We start from the raw sequence: 23,945 nt of genomic DNA, 5'->3' as shown, positions 1-23,945 counted from the left end.
AAATGGCAAAAAATACAATGACATTAACTGATAATAGAACAGGAACATCATATGAATATAATATTATTGATGGTTCAAGAGGACCAAGTGTTGTAGATATTAGATCTTTTTATAAAGATTCAGGAATGTTTACGTATGACCCAGGTTATACTTCAACTGCTTCATGCGAATCAAAAATTACATTTATTGATGGAGAAAATTCTGAGTTAAGATATAGAGGATATGACATTAGAGATCTTGCAGGAAAAAAATCATTCCTTGATGTTTCTTATTTATTAATGATGGGTGAACTTCCAACAAAAGAACAATCTATAGATTTTGATTTAGAAATCAGACATAGATCATTTTTAAATGAAGGTATTATTAGACTATTTGATGCATTACCAGATGGTGCACATCCAATGGCAACTATGGGTGCAGCAACAACTGCATTATCTGCATTTTATAAAGACCACTTACATTTAGAAGATGAAGAAGAATTTAAAACAATGAGAAGAAGAATTTTTGCTAAAATGCCTACAATTGCAGCAATGGCATATAGAAATTCAATTGGAACTCCACTAATTTATCCAGATGTAAATAGATATTTTACAGAGAACTTCTTATATATGTTAAGATCTTATCCAGGTGGAAAAATGAAATATCTTGGAAATGGTCTAAATGATGAAATCAAACAAGTTGAAGTTGATGCACTTGATGCAATTTTAACTTTACATGCAGATCACGAACAAAATGCATCTACAACAACTGTAAGAAATGTAGGTTCAACTGAAGCTCATCCTTATGTAGCTATATCTTCTGGTATTGCAGCATTATGGGGAAGTGCTCATGGTGGTGCAAATGAAAAAGTTATGGACCAATTAAGATTAATTGGTGATGTAAAAAATGTACCTGCATATATTGAAAAAGCAAAAGATAAAAATGATCCATTTAGACTTATGGGATTTGGACATAGAGTATATAAAAATAGAGACCCAAGAGCAGAAACTCTTAAAAAATTACAAGATCAATTAAAAGAAGAATTAAATCTTGATTCTAAACTTCTTGATATTGCACATGCAGTTGAAGAAGCAGCACTAAGTGATGATTATTTTAAAGATAGAGGATTATATCCAAATATTGACTTCTATTCAGGAGTAATATTAACTGCACTTAGAATTCCAATAGCAATGTTTACTCCAATTTTTGTAATAGGTAGAATTCCAGGATGGATTTCTCAATGGTCAGAATTAAAACAAGATCCATCTCATAAAATTGCAAGACCAAGACAATTATATACAGGTAAATAAAATTGCTGATACTTAAAGGAGATATCAAAATATGAGTGAAATTGTTAAAATATCAGTAAATGGCGAAGAATTAGAAGCCCCAAAAGGTGGGCTTTTAATTGATACTTTATTAGATGAGAAAATACACATTCCTCATTTTTGCTATCACCAAGCACTAGGGAAAGATGGGAACTGTAGAATGTGCATGGTTGAAATAGAAGGTCAAAAAAGACCTCAAATTGCATGTGATACACCAATAAAAGATGGAATGATTGTAAGAACAAAAGGTGAAAATATTGAAAAAGTTCGAAGAGATATTTTAGAACTTGAATTAATAAATCACCCTATTGACTGTCCAACTTGTGATCAAGCTGGAGAGTGTAAACTTCAAGATTACTATATGCAATCTGGTTTCTATGAATCAAGAGTGAATGTTGATAGCAAAAATAATGCTAGAAAAAGAGTTGATTTAGGTGCAAATGTAATGTTAGATCAAGAAAGATGTGTTCTTTGTACAAGATGCGTTAGATTCTGTTCAGATATAACAGGCACAAATGAACTTGGTGTAATAAACAGAGCAGATCACTCTGTAATTGGAACGTTTCCGGGTCGTCCTTTGTCTAATCCTTATGCAATGAATGTTGTAGACTTATGTCCAGTTGGAGCTTTAACAAGCAAGGACTTTAGATTTAAACAAAGAGTATGGTTTTTAGAGACTTTTGATGCAATTTGTAAAGGTTGCTCAAAAGGTTGTAATATCCATGTAGATCATAGAAAAGAAAAATATAAAGATGATAATATCTTTAGATTTAGGCCAAAAGTAAATAATAAAGTAAATGGCCATTTTATTTGTGATGAAGGTAGATTATCTTATCACGATGAGAACAAAAATCGATTCAACACTCCAATTGTAGATTCTAAAGAATCTTCTTTAGAAAACTCTTTAGCTTCAATGTTCAAACTATTAGCAACTAATGATAATGTTTTATTTGTAGTTAGTCCTAACTTATCATGTGAAGAGTTACAAAATGTAAATGCACTTGCAAAAATGACAAATGCAAATATAACAGGATATTCACCAAATTATATTGATAATTCATTTGGAGATGATTATTTAAAAAATAATGATAGAAGTGCTAATAGAGCAGCATTTAAAGAGTATCAAATTAGTGAGCAAGAAGATGAATTCAATTCAAAACTAGCACAAGCAAATTTAGTTCTTATATTTGATAATAACTATTTCGATGACAATTTATCTTTACTAGAAAATAAAAAAGTAATCAGCTGTTTTTCACATAATTGTTTAACAATTGGAAAATCAGATGTTGCAATTCCAGTTTCATCTTTTTATGAAAAAAGTGGTACTTACATAAATTGTGATGGTATAAAACAAAAAGTTGTATCTAAAATGAACAAAGAGAATCCTGCTTTAAGTATTACTTCATTATTAGAAGAACTCAAAAGTATGGTTGAAAAAGGAAATATATGACAACAGTTTCTATTATAGCTACTATAATTAATATTAACCTTGCTCTAATATTAGCAACTGGTATGACTCCTGTTTTAGTTTGGTGGGAGAGAAGAATAGCAGGTTTTATCCAAGATAGAGCTGGCCCAAATAGATGTAATATTGGACCCTTAAGATTAGGTGGATTAATCCAAAGTATTGCTGATATGTTAAAACTTGTATTTAAAGAAGACTTTACACCAAGCCATATTAAATATAAGTTTTTCTTTACTTTAGCACCAATTATACTTTTCTTCTGTGTATTTTTAACTTTTGGAGTAATTCCATTTGCTGATAATTTAGTAATTGATGGACAATCTATTATGATGCAAGCACTTCCAATACAACTTGGAATTATGTGGTTTTTAGCATATGCAGGGTTATCAACATATGGAATTATTCTTGGAGGTTACTCTTCTGGAAGTAAGTTTGGTATTTTAAGTTCAATTAGAGCAACTGCGCAAGTTATCTCATATGAAGCAGCAATGGCACTTTCTGTAGTTTCAATGCTTTTAACGTATGGTTCAATTCATTTAGGTGATATTGTAACAGCACAAGGAGATACATTTTTTGGTTTTATTCCTTCATGGGGTGTATTTATGCAACCTTTAGCAGCACTTATATTTATTGTTACAGCTTTTGCAGAAACTAATAGAACACCATTTGATATTGCAGAAGGTGAATCAGAAATTGTTGCAGGTTATCATACAGAATATTCAGCTATGAAATTTGGTCTTTTCCAAGTTGGCGAATTAGCAGCAATGTGTGCAGCAAGTGCAATTATTGTTACACTTTTTTTTGGTGGATATCAAATTCCTTGGTTAGATACTCAAACATTAAAAGATAATATTGATTATGTAATGATTGCTATTATGATATTAGTACCTATTAAAATCTTTATCTTTACAAAATGGATGAAAAAGAATAATAATTGGGCAGATTCAAGTAATATTAGAGCAAAAGAGACTGCAATTTTAACAAAAGTTTTTTGGACAATTGCAATAGCTATTGTTGCTCTTTTTGCATGGTTCTTAGCAACAGGATTAAGTGCAAACGGTGTTGCTATAACAGTAGCAGTTCTTCAAGTATTAACATTTATCGTTAAATTTTTACTAGTTGCACTAGTATTTATTTGGATTAGATGGACTTTACTTAGATTCAGATATGACCAACTTCAAATGTTAGGTTGGAAAGTGTTATTACCTTTATCTTTATTAAATATAGTAATAACAGCAACATATATCGTAGTTACAGGAAGTTAATATGGGAATAAAAGTAGTACCTAGACACGGACAATCGCTAAAAGATAAATTATATTTACCTGCAATTGCAGGTGGTATGAAAACAACTTTTACGCATTTTGTTAAAAATTTAAAAGATACATCAAACCTAAGAACGATGGCATACCCAGAAGTACAACCTGATGACTTAAATGAAAGGTACAGAGGTGTACATAGATTAACAAAATGGGATGATGGTAGTGAAAAATGTGTTGCATGCTATATGTGTGCAACAGCATGCCCTGCTGAATGTATTTTTATTGATGCAGAAGAGAGATTTGACGGTTTTGCAGAAAAGAGACCTAAACAGTTTAAAATTGATCTTTTAGAGTGTGTATATTGTGGATATTGTGTAGAAGCATGTCCATGTGATGCAATTAGAATGGATACTGGTATTTTTTCTTTCACTGGTTCAAAAAGAGAAGATTTTGTTGTTGATAAAAAATACCTTATGTCAAATGAGCGTTCAAAGGATTTAAATGATGACTGATATTATTTTTCTTGCACTTAGTGCCTTTGCTATTATTGGTGCTATTGCAATGTTAGTAAATAAAAGTCCTATATATAGTGCATTGGGATTACTAATCACTATGTTATCAATTGGTGGATTATTTGCACTATTAAGTGCAAGTTTCTTATTTATGGTTCAAGTAATAGTTTATGCAGGTGCAATTATGACCTTAATACTATTTATTCTTATGTTTCTTAATATTAAAGAAGAAGATTTACCTAGTGAACCTAAGAAATTCCCTTTAATTGGACTTGGTGTTGTATTAATGATTCCTTTAAATGTATTAGTATTAAAAGCAATTTCTAATCTACCAAATAAAGACCTTAATATAATTGCTAATTCTAATTTTGGAGATATAAAACCAGTTGGAATGGCCTTATATAATAATTGGCTTGTTTCTTTTGAACTTATATCAATTTTACTTTTAGTTGCACTAGTTGGAGCAATTGTTCTTGCTAAAAAAAGAAAGCCTAGAGGAAATAAAGGAGAACAACAATGATAAGCTTAACATCATATGCTTTTGTTTCAATGATACTATTTTCAATAGGTGTTATTGGAGTTATAGCAAGAAGAAATATATTTGTAATATATATGTCAATTGAGCTAATGCTAAATGGTATTACACTATTTTTTGTAACATTTGCAAGATATCATTTTAGTTTAGATGCACAGATTATATCAATATTAGTAATTGCAATAGCTGCAGCTGAAGCTGCAATATTCTTATCAGTAATTATTTTATTATTTAGATCTAAAAAATCACTTGATACAGATGTATTTAATACACTAACACAAGGAGAAAATTCATGAATACTCCTTTATTAGTTTGGATAATTTTAGCTCCTTTAATAGGTTCATTATTAAATACTGTTTTTTACTTCTACCATATTAAAAAACAAAAGATATCAGAAGTTGTATTTGCACTTATTGGAACAATTACTCCTTTAATATCTTTTATAATTACACTTTGTTTATTTTTAAAAATGGATGATAATACAGCATTTTCTCAAGATTTATTTACTTGGGTTTCAATAGGTAATTTAAATATTGAAATGGCACTATTAGGAGACCACTTAGCAATATTTATGTCAATGTTTGTAACTTTTATTGGATGGTTAATTCATATTTATGCAGTTGGATATATGAAAGGTGACGATGGATTTGGTAAGTTTTTTGCTTATTTTAATTTATTCTTAGCATCGATGTTAATTCTTGTACTTGCTGATAATCCAATAATTTTATTCATTGGTTGGGAAGGAGTAGGATTATGTTCTTACCTTTTAATTGCATTTTATTATCAAGATAAAGATAATGTTCTAGCAGGTAATAAAGCATTTATTGCAAATAGAGTTGGTGACTTTGGATTCATATTAGGTATTGTTACACTATTTTTTGCAATAGGTGCTGATTCATTAAGTTTTTCTTCAATTGAAGCAAATATATCTAATGCATCAACACAGTTATTAGTATTATCTGGATTTTTACTTTTTGTTGGTGCTATGGGTAAATCAGCACAAATTCCATTATATGTATGGCTTCCAGATGCAATGGCAGGACCAACACCTATTTCAGCATTAATTCATGCAGCAACTATGGTAACTGCAGGTGTTTATATGGTATCAAGATTCCACTTTTTATATAGTGGTATAGAAAATATTGGGATATTTATTGCTTACATTGGTGCTTTTTCTGCTTTATTTGCTGCAATAATTGCAACAAAACAACAAGATATAAAGAAAATTCTTGCTTATTCAACAATGTCACAATTGGGATATATGTTTATAGGTGTAGGACTTGGCTTTTATAGTACTGGATTATTTCATGTATTTACTCATGCATTTTTTAAAGCAATGTTATTCATGGGTGCAGGTGGAATTATTATGGCACTTCACCATGAACAAAATATATTTAAAATAGCTCAACATAGAGCACAATTACCAATTATTCATTTTACATTTTTAGTTGGAGTTATTGCAATTTCAGGAATTCCTCCATTTTCTGGATTCTTTTCAAAAGATGCAATACTTGCAGCTGCATTTCAAAATGGTGAATATTTAATCTGGGGGATTGGAGTATTTACAGCATTTTTAACTGCATTTTATATGTTTAGATTGTATTTTGTAATTTTTGTTGCTCCAACAAAGCATGTAGCACAATATACATATACATCAAAAACAATTACAATACCACTTTTAATTCTATCTGTAGGAGCAATTGCAGCAGGTTTTTTAAATCTTCCAGAAGTACTTGGAGGGGAAACAAGAGTTGATACTTGGTTATCACAATTAAACTCACATAAATTACACCTTGCACATTCAACAGAATATATATTAATGGTAGTTTCAGTTTTAGTAGCAATTGCAGGAATTGTTGTAGCATATAAAAAATATGCAAAATTTGATGTTTACAAACCTGAATCTGATGAAGGAATTATTGCAAATAAATTCTATGTAGATGAGTTTTATGACAAAGTTCTTGTTAAAACAAGTAAAAAATTAAGTACTTTTATTGATAAAGTAGTTGATGAAAAAATCATTGATGGATTCATTATGGGTATATGTGATGGATTTATATCATTTGGTAAAAAAGTTGCAATGATACAAAATGCAAATGTAAGATTTTATGCTGCATTTATGCTAGTTGGTATGTGTTGTATCTTTGTATATTTATATAATTTGTTAGGATTGTAGTATGAGTGCAGATGTATTATCTTTTATAATATTTTTACCAGCTGTTGTAGCATTTGGATTAATGATTACAACAAAAAATGTAGAAGCTGTTAGAAATATAGCTTTTTTAACGACTACAGTTGTTTTAGCTCTAGTATTAAAATTATATTTGGAGTTTGAACCAAGTGCAGGTATGCAATTTGTAACAAATACTCCTTGGATTACAAGTTTTGGAATCAATTACTACATTGGAGTTGATGGTTTTTCATTAACAATTCTAATGATGATTGCTATTTTAATTCCAACTTCATATTTATTATTATGGGAAGGAAGAACAAAAGGTTATTGGATTAATTTATTATTAGTTCAAACAGGGGTTACAGGTTCTCTTTTAGCTTTAGATGTAGTACTATTTTATTTCTTTTGGGAAGTTATGCTTCTACCAGTTTTCTTATTAATTGGTATTTATGGATTTGGTGATAAAGTATTTACTACTATTAAAGTAACAGTTTATACTATGGCAGGATCATTATTTATGTTCGTTGCTATTTTATACCTAGGATCTGCTTTTAATGCAGAATTTGGTCACTGGTCATTTCAATATACAGACTTAATGAAAATATCAACACTTTCTTATAATGAAAAGATATGGTTATTTTTAGCATTTCTTGCTGCATTTGCAATTAAAATTCCAATTTTCCCACTTCATACTTGGATTATGGAAACATATAAAAATGCTCCAACTGGTGCAGTTTTCTTATTATCTTCTATTATGGCAAAACTTGGTGTTTATGCAATTGTAAGATTTATGATTCCAATTTTCCCTGATATTTATGTTGAATTCTCAACTTGGTTTGTAATATTTGGAATATTTGGGCTTGTATACTTTGGTATTGCTGCACTTATGCAAGATGATATAAAAAGAATGTTTGCATATGCATCAGCATCTCACTTAAGTTTAATATCAGCAGGTATTTTTTCACTAAATGAATTTGGTATAAATGGTGCTTTATATTTAATCATTGCACATGCAATAGCCACTGGTGCATTATTCTTACTTGTTGGAATCATTCATGATGAAACAGGTACAAAATCTATTAAAAAACTTGGTGGTTTAGCAAAAACTGCTCCACTATTTACAGTTGTATTTGCAGTAATGCTATTTGCAAATATTGGTTTACCAGGAACAAATGGATTTGTATCTGAATTATTAATTATTTTTGGTATTTATGAATTTAACCACACATTAGGTTATATTTCTGCACTTACAGTAATAATTGGTGCCTCATATATGTTATGGATGTTTCAAAGAGCTATTTTACAAAATAGAGATGGTGAATCTTTAAAAATGAGAGATTTAAAAATCAAAGAACTTATAGGATTAGCTCCTTGGGTGATATTAATTTTTGTAATGGGTATTTGTCCAGATATTTTTATCGATAAATTTGAACCAACAGTAACTCATTATATCAACGACATTTTAAAAATTGGAGTAATGAAATGAATCAACTAATATTATTAATGCCAATTTTAACGGTTTTAGTAGCAAGTATTGTTTTAATGCTGTTAAGTATGTATGATAGATTTAGTACAAAATATTTCATTGCTTTATCTTCAGTATTTTTAATTGTTGCATTAGGTTTTTCTATTGCAACTTTAACACATGAATATTCAATAAAAGTTTTTAGTGATATTTTCAATAATGTTTTAATATTTGACTCATTTTCTAATTTCTTTACGATTTTATTAATTGCAGGTACATTACTTACAATATTAATTGGTGAACATTATTTCTTACATAGAAAATATTTTAAAGGTGAATTTTTTACAATTTTAATGTTTGCTTTATTTGGTATGATATTACTAGGGAATGCAAACGAATTAATAACTGCTTTTATTGCTCTTGAAATTGCATCTTTTTCAATTTATGTGATGGTTGGATATAACAGTGATGATAATAAAAGAGTTGAAGCTATTTTTAAATATTTAGTTTTAGGTTCATTTATTGGAGCTTTTTACCTATTAGGTACAGTTTTAATCTATGGAGCAACTCAAACAACAAATTTATCTGAAATTTCAACTTATATCTCAACACATTCAGGAAATGATTTAGCATTAGTGTATATAGGTCTTACACTAATTTTATTTACATTTTTATTTAAAATTGCAGCATTCCCATTCCAATCTTGGTTACTAGATGTATACCGAGGTGCACCAATGATTATTACTGCATATATGGCATCTGTATTTAAAATTGCAATATTCTCATTTTTCTTAAGAGTATTCTTACAAGATATAACATCTGTAATTGACTTTTGGGATTCAATAATGTATGTAATTGTTATATTAACTTTAGTATTTGGTACTTGGTTAGCAATAACACAAAAAATTGTAAAAAGAATGCTTGCAGCATCTTCAATTGTGCATACAGGATATTTATTATTAGCATTTTTAGCAGTTGGTCAAAATTTTGAAGCTGCATATGCTACTATGTTCTATCTTATTGCATATTTACTATCAGCAATTGGTTCATTTGGACTTGTTTCGCATATTAATTCAGAAACAAGAGTAAGAGTTACATATGATGATTTTAAAGGATTATCAAAAGAAAGACCATTTTTAGCAGCAATGATGACTATATTTTTATTAAGTTTAGCAGGTATTCCTTCAACAATTGGATTTATTGGTAAGTTTTATGTATTTACTGAAGCAATTAATGCAGGATTTACTAGTTTAGCTGTACTTGCAATCTTAGCAACAATTGTATCTGTTTACTACTATTTTAAACTTATTGCAGTTATGTATTTTTACCCTGCAAATGCCTCTTGCGAAAGTGAAGGGTTTAATGATAAAAGAGTTTCAACTTATGCAATTGCATTTATTGCATTGTTGACAGTTTTAGGTGGTATTGGTAGTGCGATCGTATTTTTTATCCCAATGCCAGGCATAGATAATATGATAGATATTGCTCAAATGTCAGTTCAATCATTGATGATGAAATAAAATGTGTTATTATGTAACAATACAAGTATAACAATTTAAAATTATTTTATTTTTAACTACTTTTCAAAAGCCCTTTTTTAAGGGCTTTTTTTTTACTTATCAACTTTTTATGTACAATAATTGTACATAACACTAAAATTATTTTATAATTATTATTGAAGTGCTTATTTGCTATTATTGCGCTACGATTTAAAGATTAGTAATATCACTAGAAAGGATGTAAAATGAGTGACCTAATAGAAGGTTATATTGGTACTACTACAGAAAGAAAAAAGAGTAGGCTTCCAGCGAAACTTGACTATTTACAAAGTGCAACTGGACTATTCCTTGGTCTTTTTATGTGGGCTCATATGTTGTTAGTATCTTCGATATTAATAAGTAACGATTTCATGTATTATGTGACAAAAGCTTTGGAAGGAAGTTTTATTGTTGAGGGGGGAAATCCAATATTTGTTGCAATATTTGTTGCATTTATTTTTGTTATTTTTATTACTCATGCTGCTTTGGGAATGAGAAAATTACCGGGGAACTTTAAGCAATATCAAGTAATGAAAGCACATGCAAAAAGTATGGGTCATGATGATACAAAACTTTGGTTCATTCAAGCTTTCACAGGATTTGCAATGTTCTTCTTAGGTTCTGTACACTTATATATTATGTTAAGTAATCCAGGGGAAATAGGACCATATGCAAGTTCTGATAGAGTTGTTAGTGACTGGATGTGGCCATTATATATTCTTTTATTATTAGCTGTAGAATTCCATGGAACAATTGGTTTATACAGATTGTGTGTTAAATGGGGTTGGTTTGATGGGAAAGACCCTAAAGAGAGTAGAAAAAAACTTAAAAAAGTAAAATGGGTATTAACTGGATTTTTCTTAATATTAGGTTTTGCTTCACTTGCTGCATACATTAAAATTGGTTTAGAACATAAAGCTGATTATGGTCAAAGATATGTTCCAACTGCAAAAATTTTAAAAATTGATAATACAGGGAGGCTAGCATAATATGAAAATTAATTATTGTGATGCATTAGTAATTGGCGGTGGATTGGCTGGACTTAGAGCTGCTGTTGCTGCACAAAAGAAAGAGCTTAGTACAATCGTTTTAAGTTTAGTACCTGTTAAAAGATCACACAGTGCTGCTGCACAAGGTGGTATGCAAGCTTCATTAGGTAACTCAAAAATGTCTGAAGGTGATAATGAAGATTTACACTTTGCAGATACAGTAAAAGGTTCTGACTGGGGATGTGATCAAGAAGTAGCAAGAATGTTTGTTACAACTGCACCAAAAGCGATTAGAGAACTTGCAGGTTGGGGTGTGCCTTGGTCTAGAGTAAAAGCAGGAACAAGAGAAGCTGTTATTAATGCTAAAAAAACAACTATTACTGAAGATGAAGATAGACATGGTTTAATTACATCAAGAGACTTTGGTGGTACAAAAAAATGGAGAACATGTTACACAGCAGATGCAACTGGACATACTATGTTATTTGGTGTAGCAAATGAAGCTTTAAGACATGATGTAGATATTAGAGATAGAAAAGAAGCTATAAGATTAATTCATGCAGATGGAAGATGTTATGGTGCTGTTGTTAGAGATTTAATTACTGGTGAACTTGAAGCTTATGTAGCTAAAGGGACATGTATTGCTACTGGTGGATATGGTAGAGTATTTAAACAAACAACTAATGCAGTAATTTGTGAAGGTATTGGTGCTGCAATTGCTCTTGAAACTGGTGTTGCAACACTTTCTAATATGGAAGCTGTACAATTTCACCCTACTCCAATTGTTCCATCTGGTATTTTATTAACAGAAGGTTGTAGAGGTGATGGTGGTATTTTAAGAGATGTTGATGGTCATAGATTTATGCCAGATTATGAACCAGAGAAAAAAGAACTAGCATCAAGAGATGTTGTTTCAAGAAGAATGATTGAACATATTAGAAATGGTAAAGGTGTACCTTCTCCTTATGGATACCATGTATGGCTAGATATATCTATTTTAGGTAGAGAGCATATTGAAAGAAACTTAAGAGATGTTCAAGAAATTTGTCAAATCTTTAATGGTATTGATCCAGCAGATGAAGGTCCAAAAGGTTGGGCTCCAGTTTTACCAATGCAACACTACTCAATGGGTGGTATTAGAACAAAACCAACTGGTGAAGCAACAAGATTAAAAGGTTTATTTGCTTGTGGTGAAGCAGCTTGTTGGGATATGCATGGATTTAATAGACTTGGAGGAAACTCAGTTTCTGAAACTGTTGTTGCAGGTATGATTATTGGTAACTATTTTGCAGATTTTTGTAAAGAAAATGATATTACTCTTCCTACTGCAACAATTCAAAAATTCATAGATGAAGAAGATGCATATTTAGATGAAATTTTATCATATGATGGACCTGAAAGCATCTTTAAAATTAAAAATAGAATGAAAGACATTATGCATGATAAAGTTGGTATCTTTAGAGATGGTCCACACTTAGAAGAAGCTGTTAATGAATTAAAAGAGTTATTAGTAAAAACAAAACAAATCTCTGTAAAATCTAAAGAAAGAGCTGGAAATCCAGAACTTGAAGAAGCATATAGAGTTCCCAAAATGCTAAAAGTAGCACTTTGTGTTGCTAAAGGAGCAAGAGACAGAACAGAATCAAGAGGTGCACACTCAAGAGAAGATTATACAAAAAGAGATGATGCTAACTGGTTAAATAGAACTCTTTGTACTTGGCCAAAAAATGATGATTTAGAACCAACAATTGAATATGCTCCATTAGATATTATGAAAATGGAAATGCCACCAGCATTTAGAGGTTATGGTGCTAAAGGTATGATTATAGAACATCCAGATTCTGCAAAAAGACAAGCTGAAGTTGATGAAATTAAAGAAAAACTAGAAGCTGAGGGAAAAGATAGACATGAGATTCAAGATGCATTAATGCCATTTGAATTACCAATGAATTATAAAGATAGAAACGAAAGAGCAGGAGACAAATAATGAGTAATGAACAAAAAGGTAGAGAAATAACTATTTCAGTACTTAAATTCAATCCAAGAAGTAAGATTTCAAAACCTCACTTCGTAGATTATAAAATTGAAGAGACTCCAGGTATGACTCTTTTCATTGCATTAAACTATATTAGAGAAAACCTTGATCCTGATTTATCTTTTGACTTTGTTTGTAGAGCAGGTATTTGTGGATCTTGTGGTATGGTTATCAATGGAAAACCAGCTCTTGCTTGTAGAACTTTAACTTCAAGTTATCCAGAAGGAAAACTGAAATTAATGCCAATGCCAGCATTTGAACTTATCAAAGATTTATCAGTTAATACTGGTAAATGGATGGATAAAATGTCTAAAAGAGTTGAATCATGGATTCACTCAAATAAAGAAGTTGATATTTCTAAAATGGAAGAAAGAATTGATCCAGATGTTGCAAATGATACATTTGAATTAGATAGATGTATTGAGTGTGGTATTTGTGTTGCTTCTTGTGGTACTATGCTTATGAGACCAGATTTTGTTGGTCCTGTTGGTTTAAATAGAGTTGCAAGATTTGAAGTAGATCCTCATGATAATAGAACATCAGAAGATTTCTATGAATTAGTAGGTGACGATGATGGTATTTTTGGTTGTATGTCATTAATGGCTTGTGAAGACCATTGTCCAAAACACTTACCATTACAAAACAAAATTGCTTATCTTAGAAGAAAACTAGTATCAGTAAAATAGTTAACTTAAATTGTGAAGAGTTTTACTCTTCACAAAAATAACCCTATAAATAAAAAAGTTAATTACCATATTATATGGTAATTAACTTTTTCTATTTAATAAGTATGGAGACAAAATGAATTTAGCAAACGATTACTTTTTACTTTACCATGGTAGTCAAGTAAAAAAAGAGATTTCTTATGAAATCAAAAATACAAATGAAGCTGAATTTTTTGAAGTTGCTGCGCTAATTTTAAGTGCAACAAGAAAAAATTATGAAAAATATTTACCTTTAAAATCTTTCAATAAACTTTGTAAAAAAATAACAAATAATACACCTAACACAATTAATGAATTATATCAATTACAATATAACTTAATAGAAATAATTTCCCAACATAACAATAAAGATGAGATAGAAAAACTTCACAGTACGTTTGAATATCTAAAAAATGAACATATTTTAAATAATGCAGACAATGAAAAATTAATATCATTATTTGATCCTAGTGAACTAGTTGTAGAAGAGAATAAAAACTCAGAAATTTATATTGATAATAACTTAACATTTAAAGAGCATAAAAATCAAATAGAAGATATTGTTAATGAATTAAAAGAGCTTTTCAATAAAGAAGAATTAAAAAATAATTTAGATGAAACAATTAATTATATAAATAATCAAAAATTTTCAATTGGTATTACTGGTGTTATGAATGCTGGAAAATCAACAATGTTAAATGCACTAATGGGCAAAGAAATATTAGGAAGTGCTGTTGTTCCTGAGACTGCAAACTTAACAATTGTAAAATATGATAAAACACCAAGTGCAAATGTTTTTTATTGGAATAAAAAAGAGTGGGAAAGAATTGAAAATAGTGCAAATGAAATTGAATCAATCAAAGATTTTGTTATAGAAACAAAATCAATATTTAAAGATGAATTAAATAATTATATAAAAGATGAATCAAGAAATGATAGTGTTGATATAAACAATCTTGCAGCCTTTACCTCAGCAGAAGCTAGTGGTAAAAAATGTAACCTTGTAAAATTTGTAGAATTAAAATCCAATTTAGATTTTTTAAAAGATGGAATTGAAATAGTTGATACTCCAGGACTTGATGACCCAGTTATTCAAAGAGAAGAGATAACAAAAGAGTATTTATCAAATTGTGATATGATGCTTCACTTAATGAATGTAAGTCAAAGTGCCACACTTAAAGATGTAGAATTTATTATTGATGCTTTACTTTATCAAAATATATCAAAACTATTAATTGTTATAACAAGAGCAGATACAGTTACAAAAGAACAACTACAAGAAGTAATTGAATATACAAAAGCTTCAATAAAACAACAACTAAAAGCTTTAAATAAAGATAGTAAATTAGACTATATTTTAAAAACAATAAAATTTATACCAATTTCAGGGAGAATGGCATTACTTCATAGAACAAATAGACAGCAAGAAGCATTAGATGCAGGATTTAAAATAGAAGATACAGGAATTCTTGAAATAGAAGATTATTTAAATGATTCTTTATTTGGTAAAAATAGTTCAAAAAGTGAATTGATTGTAAAAAGTGCAAAATCTCAATTAATTAAAACTATAGAAAAACAAAATTCTGCACTTAATTATGAGCTAAGATTATTATCTAAATCAAAAGATGAATTAGAAGCTGAATTAAAAAATTTTAATAGAAAAAAAACTGCTAATGAGAAGATATTCCAAGCTATGAAAGAGGATATTTTATATTATAAGGATGATACAAAAAACTATATAAATTCATTAGAAACATTTTTAGTATCAGAGTTAATTGAACTTCAAAATGTTATAAAACAAAGAGTAATAAGTGATGTAAAATATACTTATGAAAAACATAAGAAAAAACCTGAAGACTCTAGAACAAAAAGTATTGTACAAACAGCAATAAAAGATGGAATCATTGATATTATAAGAGATTATAGATATAAGTTTATTAAAAAATCTCAAAGTATTGGAGAAATTTGTGAACAAAAATATCATGATTTTGGATTTGCCATTGGTCATAAAAATGATAATTTTGATGCAAGAGGTTTTTTTCAAGAAGACTTTAAAAGTGGTTTTTTAACAAAATCAAATGACATATTAATATCAAAAATAATTAATGCAGTAAATAAAACAAAAGCGACTAAATTAGAAGAATTGCAATCAAAAATAGAACTATTTTTAAAACAAGAGTTTAGTACTATTGAAAAAAGTATTACAACAAAAGCAAATGAAATATCACAAATGTTGATTAATAACTTTTTTGATGCATTAAATGCTCCATTAAAACACTTTGAAGATAAATTAAAAAGTGATGAAGAGATTCTAAATAATCAGTTAAAACTTGCTCAAGAAAATGACAAAAATAGAGATACTTTATCTCTAGAAATTCATAAAAAATTAAAAAAATTAGAAAGTATAAAAGAGGGTTGTAAAAAATGAAACTATTACAACAGTTTATAAATGAATATAAATTTGCATACGAAAAAAAAGAGGTCGTATATGATGATAGTATTACAGGAAATATAAATAGAGTAAAAGATTTACTATTAGATGATGAATTTATGCCATCAGTTCAATTAAAATCAATTTTAGATAAATTTAATAGAAAAGCAAGATATCCAATGGAAGTTGCAATAACAGGACAATTTAGTGCTGGAAAATCTACATTTTTAAATGCATTATTATCTAGAAATATTTTACCAACAGGAATAACTCCTGTTACTTCAAAAGTAAATTTTATTAATTATGGTGAAGAGTATAAACTTAAGATTACTTATAAATCAGGTGCTGAAGAGTACCATAGTATTGATGCAATTGCTGATTTTACAGACCAAAGAAAAGATGAATTAGATGATGTAAAATATCTTACATTATATGCTCCAATGGATATTTTAAAAGATATCTCTTTTGTTGATACTCCAGGTCTTAACTCACAATCACAAAATGATACAGAAACAACAAGAAGAGTTTTAAGAGATGTAGGTGGTATTATTTGGTTAACTCTTATTGATAATGCAGGTAAAATGAGTGAGGCAGAAGTATTAGAAGAGTATATGCAACACTTTAAAAATAAATCTTTATGTGTATTAAATCAAAAAGATAAATTTACAGATGAACAAATTAGTACAACTACAAACTATATAAAAAACAAGTTTGGTAAATATTTTGCAGAAGTTATACCTATTTCTGCAAAACAAGCACTTGATTCAAGACAACACCAAAAAAGTATATTACTTGAAAGTGCTTATGAAAAAATTACTAATAAATTCAAATCAAAACTAAGTGAAAATTTACAAGTTGAATCAATAGAGTTTTTTGATAAAGAATTTAATGATTTTAAACAAGAAGTATCAAAAATTAAAATAAAAGATGATACTCAAGATCTAAAACTAGTCGAAGATTCAAATATTAATAAAGTTTTAGAATTTATTGAAAATACAATTAGACCACAAGCAAAAGAAGCAAAAGAGTTTTCAATTAAAAATGATTTAAGAGGTGTTTGTGATATTTTAATAAAAGAGTATGAAACGATTATTGGTTCTTATGATTCTTTAGAAGATATTTTAAAAAATACTGAAAGTAAAGTTATCAATGCATTTGATGAAATTCATATAAAATACTCTAAAGATTTATATAATATATATAATTCTTTAGAGAATATTATGGAAAAAATAGCAAATGAAACTTTTAAAAATATAAAAAGAGTTAAATCAACTAGATATCAAGAAAAGAAAGGAAACTTTCTAACTGGTAATAAAATAGAAAAATTTGAATATGAAACATATTGGATTGATAGTGACAATGTTTATAAAAATCTATTTTATGATGATCAAACAATAGATAAAATGTTTAAAAGATCTATTAAAATGTTAAAAAATAATGAATTACAAACAGATGAAGCTTTCAGAGAAGTATACAGAAAACTAGAATCAGAAGTACACAAATGGCAAGAAGCCTATGAAAAGATAAGAAAGCACAGAGAAATTGCATCTGATTTAGAGTTTTCAAATACAAGGCACTTTGCTGCAAAAGTACATGAAAATGTATTAAAAGATTATCAAAAAGCTATATTAGAAAATATCTCAGCTTTAAGAAAGAAATTTGCTTATTTTAATGGTGCATTATCATATTCTTATATTCAAACAACTCAAGCAACTATTGCACATTTTGAACAACAAATAAAAGAATCTGAAGATTTGTATAAAAAAGAGCCTACAAAATTTAGTGTTAATCATCCAAGAGAAGATGAAATTTTGACTAAATTAAGAGCAAATTTTGCATTTGAAAAAATTGAAGATTTTCTAACATCAAAAAGAAACTATTTATTTAAAATCATTAAATATTCTAAAGAACAATATTTAGAAATAAATGAAGATAGAATAAAATTTGTAGAATCTAAAAAACAAAACTTTAAAAATAAAATAGATAAATTAATAGAAATAAAAAAGAGTATATAAATACTCTTTTTATTTATTTATATCAATTGCTAAAGTATTTGCAATTGCATATGCAGTTGATATAAGATTTTTTTCTGTGTGAGGTAATAGTTCTTCTAAAGGTTTACTAATTGGCGTAATATCATAAATAGCACTTGCCCCATACGAATATAATTTTTCGTATCCTTCATCTAATCCACCAGCTATTATAATTACTGGTTTATCATATTTTTTTGCGATATTTAAAACACCCATAATAGTCTTTCCATAGATAGTTTGTTCATCAACTCTACCTTCACCAGTAATTATTAGATCAGAATTAGCAATTTTTTCTTCTAAATTAATAAATTCAATTATAGTTTGAATTCCACTTCTACTTTTTGCTTTTAAAAATGCTTGTAAAGCAAAACCAACTCCACCTGCTGCTCCTGTTCCTTTCTCATTATGAACTTTTTGTTGAAGTCTTTTTTCACAAATATTACTATATTTTAAAATACTCTCTTCTAAAAATAAAATATCATCAGCAGATGCACCTTTTTGTTTTGCAAAAGTATAAGTTGCACCATTTTTTCCCGTAAGAGGATTATCAACATCACAAGCAACTACAAAATTAATATCAATAAACTTTTTCAATGAAGAGATATCAAAATTTTCAATTTTATAAATATCTTTTGCAGTTAAAATTTTTTTATGACTTATCTCTTCATTATGCTCATCGTAAAACTTTACTCCAAGAGCTTGAAGCATTCCTATTCCAACATCATTTGTAGCACTACTACCAATTGTAAGAATAATATCTTTTGCACCTTTTTTAACTGCATCAGCTATTTGTTGCCCAAAACCAAAAGATGTAGAATTTAAAATATCCCTATTCTCTTCTTTAACCAATTCAATACCTGTTGATTTTGCCATTTCAATTACTGCTGTATTATCATCTGTCAAAATATATTTTGCTTTAATTTTTTCTTCAAGTGGGTTTAGAACGTCAACTTCAATTTCTTCATAATTTTTTATACTATCTTTTAGACTATCAATAGTTCCTTCTCCACCATCTGCAAGGGGAACTTTTTCATATTCAAAATAATCAAGAACTCTTTTGAATCCTATTTCAATTGCATTTGCCACATTATGTGAAGACAATGAATTTTTGAATGAATCACTTGCTATTAATATTTTCATAAAATCTCCTTGAATTAAAATAATACAATAAGAAACTTTATAATATACTATTTTACAAGTTTTTCACCTTTTTTAATTATTAACTTTTTTAATCTTTGTTAATTGATTCTCTTTAACTACTTTATGTACTGTATTAATAGGCTTAATATGTGCATCTCTACCATAAATAAAACTTTGTTCTTCAACTATTACTTTGTATGCTTTATTAAGTTTAAGTGCTCTTTGTTTACTTGGCATAATTAAAAAAGTAATATCTTTTTTTAATTTATTTAAAGCATCTTTTTTTAAACTCAAATCTTTATTAAAAAACTTTTTCATTATCTCATCATTTGCTCTAAATTCATCACCTGATTTATTTAATTGCAAATATCGTGCATACTCTGTTTTATTTGAAATTAATTTTTTATCATTAATACCTTTCAATCCTTTTTGTGTCCAATGATACCAACCATATTTTAAAGATTTTGTATCAAACTTTCTTTGAAATACAAATGTAGAATCTGCAATTGCTCCAATATTACTATGACAACCTATACAATAAAGAGTTTCCTCTTTGCTTTGAGGTCTTAAATTACCTTTTTCATCTTCAATAAAACCTTGATAATACCAACCTCTTTTATTATTTAATCCTATTTCTATATTACCTGTATATTTTTCTGCTCTATCAGGATAATCACTCTCATCTTTCATCTCTTCTGCACTGATTTGCTCTAATTGAGAATATGTTGACCAATATCTTTTTTTGGCATATCTCAACTCTTTCATTCTAGAAGAAATTTTTATTTGTGAATTTTTCGTAATATCCAAATATCTAACAGAATGCAAAAATTCTGTACCTTTAGGATACAAACCTGGTGCAATATGTATTTGATTATTTAACAATGCTATTTGAGCTAAACCAACATAACTCATAGTAAAATTTTTTAATTTATTTGTCGAAATATCATAATCTGGTATTTTCCATTTAAATACAATTTTACTTGCAATATCAATTTTGCCATTTTTATTTAAATCTATACCAAATTTTGATTCATCTATATTTTCTATTGATATATCTTTTTGCTTTAGTAAACTCTCTACTATTGATAAATTTGTTTTATAAACTTCTAAATCTATTTTTCCCTTTTTATCTTTCCAAAATATTTTTGGAAGACGAATAAGTACATCATCTATGCTACCATTTGTTGGCCAAAATGTACCTAGAAATGGATAGTATGCAAATGCTCTCCATCCAGTAATATCACCTTTATTATTCCTATCAAAACCTTCTTTATCAAAATTATAATAACAATCAGGGATATAGCCATCCCATTTGCCATTATTATTTGCATCCCAATTTGTTGGAAGATTTTTTAATTTTTTAGCAAGAATAATATTCCTATTTTTATCTATATAGTTATTTTGTTTTATATATTTTAAAATCTCTTGATCTGATATTTTACTAACTTGTTTTGTTCTATCCTTAAACAAATTTATCCATGGATTTTTTAATGCAGAAGATGGAAAAGAATACTCTTCTTGTAAATCACTATCAGAAGATGTGAAATTTGGAATTTTATTTTTTCTATGACAAGAATAACATGGATTACTCAATAGTTTATTATCTTTTTCATGAATAGTTTTTGTATAACATTGACTTGTTATATAAGCTGTTGGATTATAAAAAATTGTATCTTTTAAATCAACTTTACTTGCATGAAGAGACTCAATTGTTATTAGTAGTAAGAAAAATAAATACTTCATCTTTTTTCTACTTTAATATAATAAATAATAAAAGTACTACAAAAAAGTAGTACTTCAATTAAAGATTTAAAACTCATTTTAAATCCTTATTTACTAATTACGGGAAGTGGTCCAATAAAACCTGTATATGCCTTCATATCTCCTACAGAGTTTGCATTCTTTGGCATATTAGTTTCACTTGTAAGTGCATCACCTTCACCATAAGGATGTTGAATAACCGCCATTAAATATCCATGACCTCCAATATTATTATAATAATAAGGAGATGTTGTTTCAGAACCATAAGGTGAAGTTAATATTCTTGTTAATTTATTTTGTTTAATATTGTATGACCAAATAAAATCATTTTGATGCCCTGATCCTGTATCTTCACCAATTATTAAAGTATTTGTATTTGGAATATAAGTAAGATTATCTGGATTTGCCAAACCATCTAAAGAACATTTATTTGCCTTTGCCATTTCATCTGTTTTTTTATTTTCCATACCAGCAATCAATCCTTTCATAGACTCTACAACATATGATGATTTTATATCTGAGCCATCATTAGAATATTTAATTGCATCTGTACCAGCTAGACTTAATTCATAAACTGCACCACATCTATTATATTTGACTCTAATATCATTATTTCCACCATCGTCATATTTGCTATTTACTTTGCCTTTTTTCATATTATCTTCCATCCCTTTTGCAATTTCAGAGATTGATAAATAAACTTTATTTTCATTTGGATTATATGTAATACCTTCCATTTTTCTAAATTCAGTAGTTGCACCTTTAATAGCTGCATATCTTCTTGTTTCCATTCTTGAAACTAATTTTTCCATTCCTGGTTTAATTTTTAAATATTCATGACCCATTGTCGTATTTATAGAAGAAAATCCTTCTTTTGGTGAATCTGAAACTTCAAATAAATCATCAAAAGTTAACTTTTGATCTAATCCAGCTTTTACATATTCATCACTTAAATGACCTAAATTAATCCATTTAATATTTGCAGAACCAGCTTTAATATTACTTTTTTGTTTCCATTTTGCAGCATATAATGTACCACTACTTAAATCTTTTGGTTTATCTGCTACATACATATATAAAGCCACATTTGTTCCATCATCTGATAAATATACAGTTTTTTCGTCAGGCATAACATAAGCTAACTCATGGGCAAATCTCCCCATTGAATAATGTTTTTCAACTTTAACATCACCTTTTTCATTTAAAACTGATATTTCAGGAACCCATCCATAATCATAAACATTTAATGCTTTTAAATCTTTATTATAATAATCAGCCATAGGAGCATAATAATCATCTAAAGATCCATCACTTGCAATTTTTCTTGCATCTGGTTCATACTCTTCACTTCCTAAGTGAGTATGCCATGGTGTTACGCTTCCTGCACATGGAACCCATAATCCATTTACTTTAGAAAAATCAATATTTTTAGTATTAACAGCTTTTAATTTTCCATTTGATTCTTGTTTTAATTCTGTTAAATACATAGCTGCTGGTCTACTTTCAAAGTGTGATACCATAAAAAGTTTATTTCCAACTGGCAATAATGAAGCAAAATCATTAGAATTAGAGATTCTTAGTGAACCATCTTTTTGTCTTATATGATTACCATTTTTATCATATAACAGACCAAAAATACCATCCCCTACTTTATCTCCACTTCTAATAATAGTGTTATAAGAAATATTTGTATTTCTACCATCTACTGTAATTTGATTTGTTGCAATTATTTTTCTTTTTTGATTATCTGTTGTTGGAACAGGGACTTCATTAAATTTAATATTGTGTTCAACTGTAGAATTAGTCATATCTGATTTTGACGCACATGCTGTAAATAGCACTGATGCAGCAACAACTGAAGCTGTAATTACTTTATTTCTCATTTTACTCTCCTAAATTGAATAATAATTCAGGATTGTATATGTTTATAGTTACAATATAATTACATTTTATTTGGAATAGTGTAGTCATTTTAATAAAAAGACTACACAAAATTATAAGTTAGCTGATTTTAGATGATTTTATTTGAAGATTTTTAATTATTATTTAAAAATCTCCATTTTTTAGATTTATGAGTTAATATTATTTCTCTTACTTTTTGGTAATAAGTTACATTTTTAAACCCAAGTTCTTTTAAAGCTCTTTTATATCTATATTTAATATTTTCCCAATTGATTTCACTCTCTTCTTTTGAGATTTGATTTTCAATCCATTTTACTTCTGTATCTAAATCTAAAATTTTACTATTTACAGACCTTGGATAATCACTATCAAAAGTAACTTCAAAAAATATTTTATTATTATTTTTGTTTACCCAAACAATATCATCTTTCGTTAATAGATTTTCAACTTCTCCTAAAAGATTCTCATCTTTTTGTAAAATATCTATAACATCATCCATATTATCTGTCATATTTGTAATTCTACTTGAAACTATAACTTCAGAAATTTCTTTCGCTAAATCTTCCACTATCAACCTTTTTTTCTAATATCTATATATATTATAGCAAAATTTAAGGTTATTTATGGTTGATTTTTGTATTTTTTTTGACATTTATTAAAAACACGCCTAAAAATAGGCATCAAAATTATGAAA

At 28.1% G+C, this 23,945-nt stretch carries 18 protein-coding genes; 14 read left to right on the top strand and 4 right to left on the bottom strand.

All coding sequences use genetic code 11. The annotated features are described in order from the left end of the window. Positions 1-2 precede the first annotated feature (2 nt). The 14 genes from CRU93_RS09170 to CRU93_RS09105 all read left to right on the top strand — a co-directional run bounded on the left by CRU93_RS09170 (position 3) and on the right by CRU93_RS09105 (position 18,430). On the top strand, positions 3-1,289 hold the full coding sequence (locus tag CRU93_RS09170; protein ID WP_129103902.1) for a citrate synthase: 1,287 nt from the start codon (positions 3-5) through the stop codon (positions 1,287-1,289). Between the two features lie 31 nt (positions 1,290-1,320). Then, a complete protein-coding gene (locus tag CRU93_RS09165; protein WP_129103901.1) occupies positions 1,321-2,757 on the top strand; it encodes a 2Fe-2S iron-sulfur cluster-binding protein in 1,437 nt (478 codons plus the stop codon). Further along, on the top strand, positions 2,754-4,037 hold the full coding sequence (locus tag CRU93_RS09160) for an NADH-quinone oxidoreductase subunit H (RefSeq protein ID WP_129103900.1): 1,284 nt from the start codon (positions 2,754-2,756) through the stop codon (positions 4,035-4,037). Before CRU93_RS09165 ends, CRU93_RS09160 begins: the two co-directional genes overlap by 4 nt. A gap of 1 nt (position 4,038) precedes the next feature. Beyond that, positions 4,039-4,545 carry an NADH-quinone oxidoreductase subunit I gene (locus tag CRU93_RS09155; RefSeq protein ID WP_129103899.1) on the top strand — a complete coding sequence of 169 codons (507 nt, stop codon included), beginning with the start codon at positions 4,039-4,041 and terminating at the stop codon, positions 4,543-4,545. After that, positions 4,535-5,065 carry an NADH-quinone oxidoreductase subunit J gene (locus tag CRU93_RS09150; protein ID WP_258238878.1) on the top strand — a complete coding sequence of 177 codons (531 nt, stop codon included), beginning with the start codon at positions 4,535-4,537 and terminating at the stop codon, positions 5,063-5,065. The genes CRU93_RS09155 and CRU93_RS09150 overlap by 11 nt, the downstream gene beginning before the upstream one ends. Next, the gene (gene nuoK, locus CRU93_RS09145) at positions 5,062-5,376 is read left to right on the top strand and encodes an NADH-quinone oxidoreductase subunit NuoK (protein ID WP_129103898.1); all 315 of its coding nucleotides are present in this window, start codon (positions 5,062-5,064) and stop codon (positions 5,374-5,376) included. The genes CRU93_RS09150 and nuoK overlap by 4 nt, the downstream gene beginning before the upstream one ends. Continuing rightward, positions 5,373-7,256: an NADH-quinone oxidoreductase subunit L gene (nuoL, locus tag CRU93_RS09140; RefSeq protein WP_129103897.1), complete on the top strand. Its 1,884-nt coding sequence runs from the start codon at positions 5,373-5,375 to the stop codon at positions 7,254-7,256. The genes nuoK and nuoL overlap by 4 nt, the downstream gene beginning before the upstream one ends. A 1-nt stretch (position 7,257) precedes the next feature. After that, positions 7,258-8,739, top strand: coding sequence for a NuoM family protein (locus CRU93_RS09135; RefSeq protein WP_129103896.1), 1,482 nt, complete (start codon positions 7,258-7,260; stop codon positions 8,737-8,739). Continuing rightward, the gene (locus tag CRU93_RS09130; RefSeq protein ID WP_129103895.1) at positions 8,736-10,238 is read left to right on the top strand and encodes an NADH-quinone oxidoreductase subunit N; all 1,503 of its coding nucleotides are present in this window, start codon (positions 8,736-8,738) and stop codon (positions 10,236-10,238) included. The genes CRU93_RS09135 and CRU93_RS09130 overlap by 4 nt, the downstream gene beginning before the upstream one ends. 224 nt (positions 10,239-10,462) lie before the next feature. Then, complete coding sequence (locus CRU93_RS09125; protein WP_129103894.1) at positions 10,463-11,245, top strand: fumarate reductase cytochrome b subunit; 783 nt, start codon at positions 10,463-10,465, stop codon at positions 11,243-11,245. A gap of 1 nt (position 11,246) precedes the next feature. After that, complete coding sequence (locus CRU93_RS09120; RefSeq protein ID WP_129103893.1) at positions 11,247-13,232, top strand: fumarate reductase flavoprotein subunit; 1,986 nt, start codon at positions 11,247-11,249, stop codon at positions 13,230-13,232. Then, positions 13,232-13,966, top strand: a complete 735-nt coding sequence (locus CRU93_RS09115; protein ID WP_129103892.1) for a fumarate reductase iron-sulfur subunit — start codon at positions 13,232-13,234, stop codon at positions 13,964-13,966. Before CRU93_RS09120 ends, CRU93_RS09115 begins: the two co-directional genes overlap by 1 nt. A gap of 115 nt (positions 13,967-14,081) precedes the next feature. Beyond that, on the top strand, positions 14,082-16,412 hold the full coding sequence (locus CRU93_RS09110; protein ID WP_129103891.1) for a dynamin family protein: 2,331 nt from the start codon (positions 14,082-14,084) through the stop codon (positions 16,410-16,412). After that, positions 16,409-18,430 carry a dynamin family protein gene (locus tag CRU93_RS09105; protein WP_129103890.1) on the top strand — a complete coding sequence of 674 codons (2,022 nt, stop codon included), beginning with the start codon at positions 16,409-16,411 and terminating at the stop codon, positions 18,428-18,430. Before CRU93_RS09110 ends, CRU93_RS09105 begins: the two co-directional genes overlap by 4 nt. A 9-nt stretch (positions 18,431-18,439) precedes the next feature. On the opposite strand, the gene CRU93_RS09100 is transcribed toward CRU93_RS09105, so the two are convergent. The 4 genes from CRU93_RS09100 to CRU93_RS09085 form a co-directional block, all read right to left on the bottom strand. Beyond that, positions 18,440-19,588: a glycerate kinase gene (locus CRU93_RS09100; protein WP_129103889.1), complete on the bottom strand. Its 1,149-nt coding sequence runs from the start codon at positions 19,586-19,588 to the stop codon at positions 18,440-18,442. Positions 19,589-19,660: 72 nt separating this feature from the next. Beyond that, complete coding sequence (locus CRU93_RS09095) at positions 19,661-21,331, bottom strand: hypothetical protein (RefSeq protein WP_129103888.1); 1,671 nt, start codon at positions 21,329-21,331, stop codon at positions 19,661-19,663. Positions 21,332-21,417: 86 nt separating this feature from the next. Next, complete coding sequence (locus tag CRU93_RS09090) at positions 21,418-23,232, bottom strand: PhoX family phosphatase (RefSeq protein WP_129103887.1); 1,815 nt, start codon at positions 23,230-23,232, stop codon at positions 21,418-21,420. Positions 23,233-23,384: 152 nt separating this feature from the next. Beyond that, positions 23,385-23,819 (bottom strand): hypothetical protein, encoded by a 435-nt coding sequence (locus tag CRU93_RS09085; RefSeq protein ID WP_129103886.1) that lies wholly within the window; start codon positions 23,817-23,819, stop codon positions 23,385-23,387. Between the last annotated feature and the right edge of the window lie 126 nt (positions 23,820-23,945).

The organism is Arcobacter sp. CECT 8985 (genome assembly GCF_004116495.1).
In the GTDB taxonomy this organism is placed as follows: domain Bacteria; phylum Campylobacterota; class Campylobacteria; order Campylobacterales; family Arcobacteraceae; genus Malaciobacter.
This window is presented reverse-complemented; position numbering and strand designations above follow the sequence as displayed.

Excerpts from the sequence above, each read along its gene's own strand:
- CRU93_RS09170 (WP_129103902.1), top strand. The coding sequence starts at position 3 with ATGGCAAAAAATACAATGACATTAACTGATAATAGAACAGGAACATCA.
- CRU93_RS09165 (WP_129103901.1), top strand. The coding sequence starts at position 1,321 with ATGAGTGAAATTGTTAAAATATCAGTAAATGGCGAAGAATTAGAAGCC.
- CRU93_RS09160 (WP_129103900.1), top strand. The coding sequence starts at position 2,754 with ATGACAACAGTTTCTATTATAGCTACTATAATTAATATTAACCTTGCT.
- CRU93_RS09155 (WP_129103899.1), top strand. The coding sequence starts at position 4,039 with ATGGGAATAAAAGTAGTACCTAGACACGGACAATCGCTAAAAGATAAA.
- CRU93_RS09150 (WP_258238878.1), top strand. The coding sequence starts at position 4,535 with ATGATGACTGATATTATTTTTCTTGCACTTAGTGCCTTTGCTATTATT.
- nuoK (WP_129103898.1), top strand. The coding sequence starts at position 5,062 with ATGATAAGCTTAACATCATATGCTTTTGTTTCAATGATACTATTTTCA.
- nuoL (WP_129103897.1), top strand. The coding sequence starts at position 5,373 with ATGAATACTCCTTTATTAGTTTGGATAATTTTAGCTCCTTTAATAGGT.
- CRU93_RS09135 (WP_129103896.1), top strand. The coding sequence starts at position 7,258 with ATGAGTGCAGATGTATTATCTTTTATAATATTTTTACCAGCTGTTGTA.
- CRU93_RS09130 (WP_129103895.1), top strand. The coding sequence starts at position 8,736 with ATGAATCAACTAATATTATTAATGCCAATTTTAACGGTTTTAGTAGCA.
- CRU93_RS09125 (WP_129103894.1), top strand. The coding sequence starts at position 10,463 with ATGAGTGACCTAATAGAAGGTTATATTGGTACTACTACAGAAAGAAAA.
- CRU93_RS09120 (WP_129103893.1), top strand. The coding sequence starts at position 11,247 with ATGAAAATTAATTATTGTGATGCATTAGTAATTGGCGGTGGATTGGCT.
- CRU93_RS09115 (WP_129103892.1), top strand. The coding sequence starts at position 13,232 with ATGAGTAATGAACAAAAAGGTAGAGAAATAACTATTTCAGTACTTAAA.
- CRU93_RS09110 (WP_129103891.1), top strand. The coding sequence starts at position 14,082 with ATGAATTTAGCAAACGATTACTTTTTACTTTACCATGGTAGTCAAGTA.
- CRU93_RS09105 (WP_129103890.1), top strand. The coding sequence starts at position 16,409 with ATGAAACTATTACAACAGTTTATAAATGAATATAAATTTGCATACGAA.
- CRU93_RS09100 (WP_129103889.1), bottom strand. The coding sequence starts at position 19,588 with ATGAAAATATTAATAGCAAGTGATTCATTCAAAAATTCATTGTCTTCA.
- CRU93_RS09095 (WP_129103888.1), bottom strand. The coding sequence starts at position 21,331 with ATGAAGTATTTATTTTTCTTACTACTAATAACAATTGAGTCTCTTCAT.
- CRU93_RS09090 (WP_129103887.1), bottom strand. The coding sequence starts at position 23,232 with ATGAGAAATAAAGTAATTACAGCTTCAGTTGTTGCTGCATCAGTGCTA.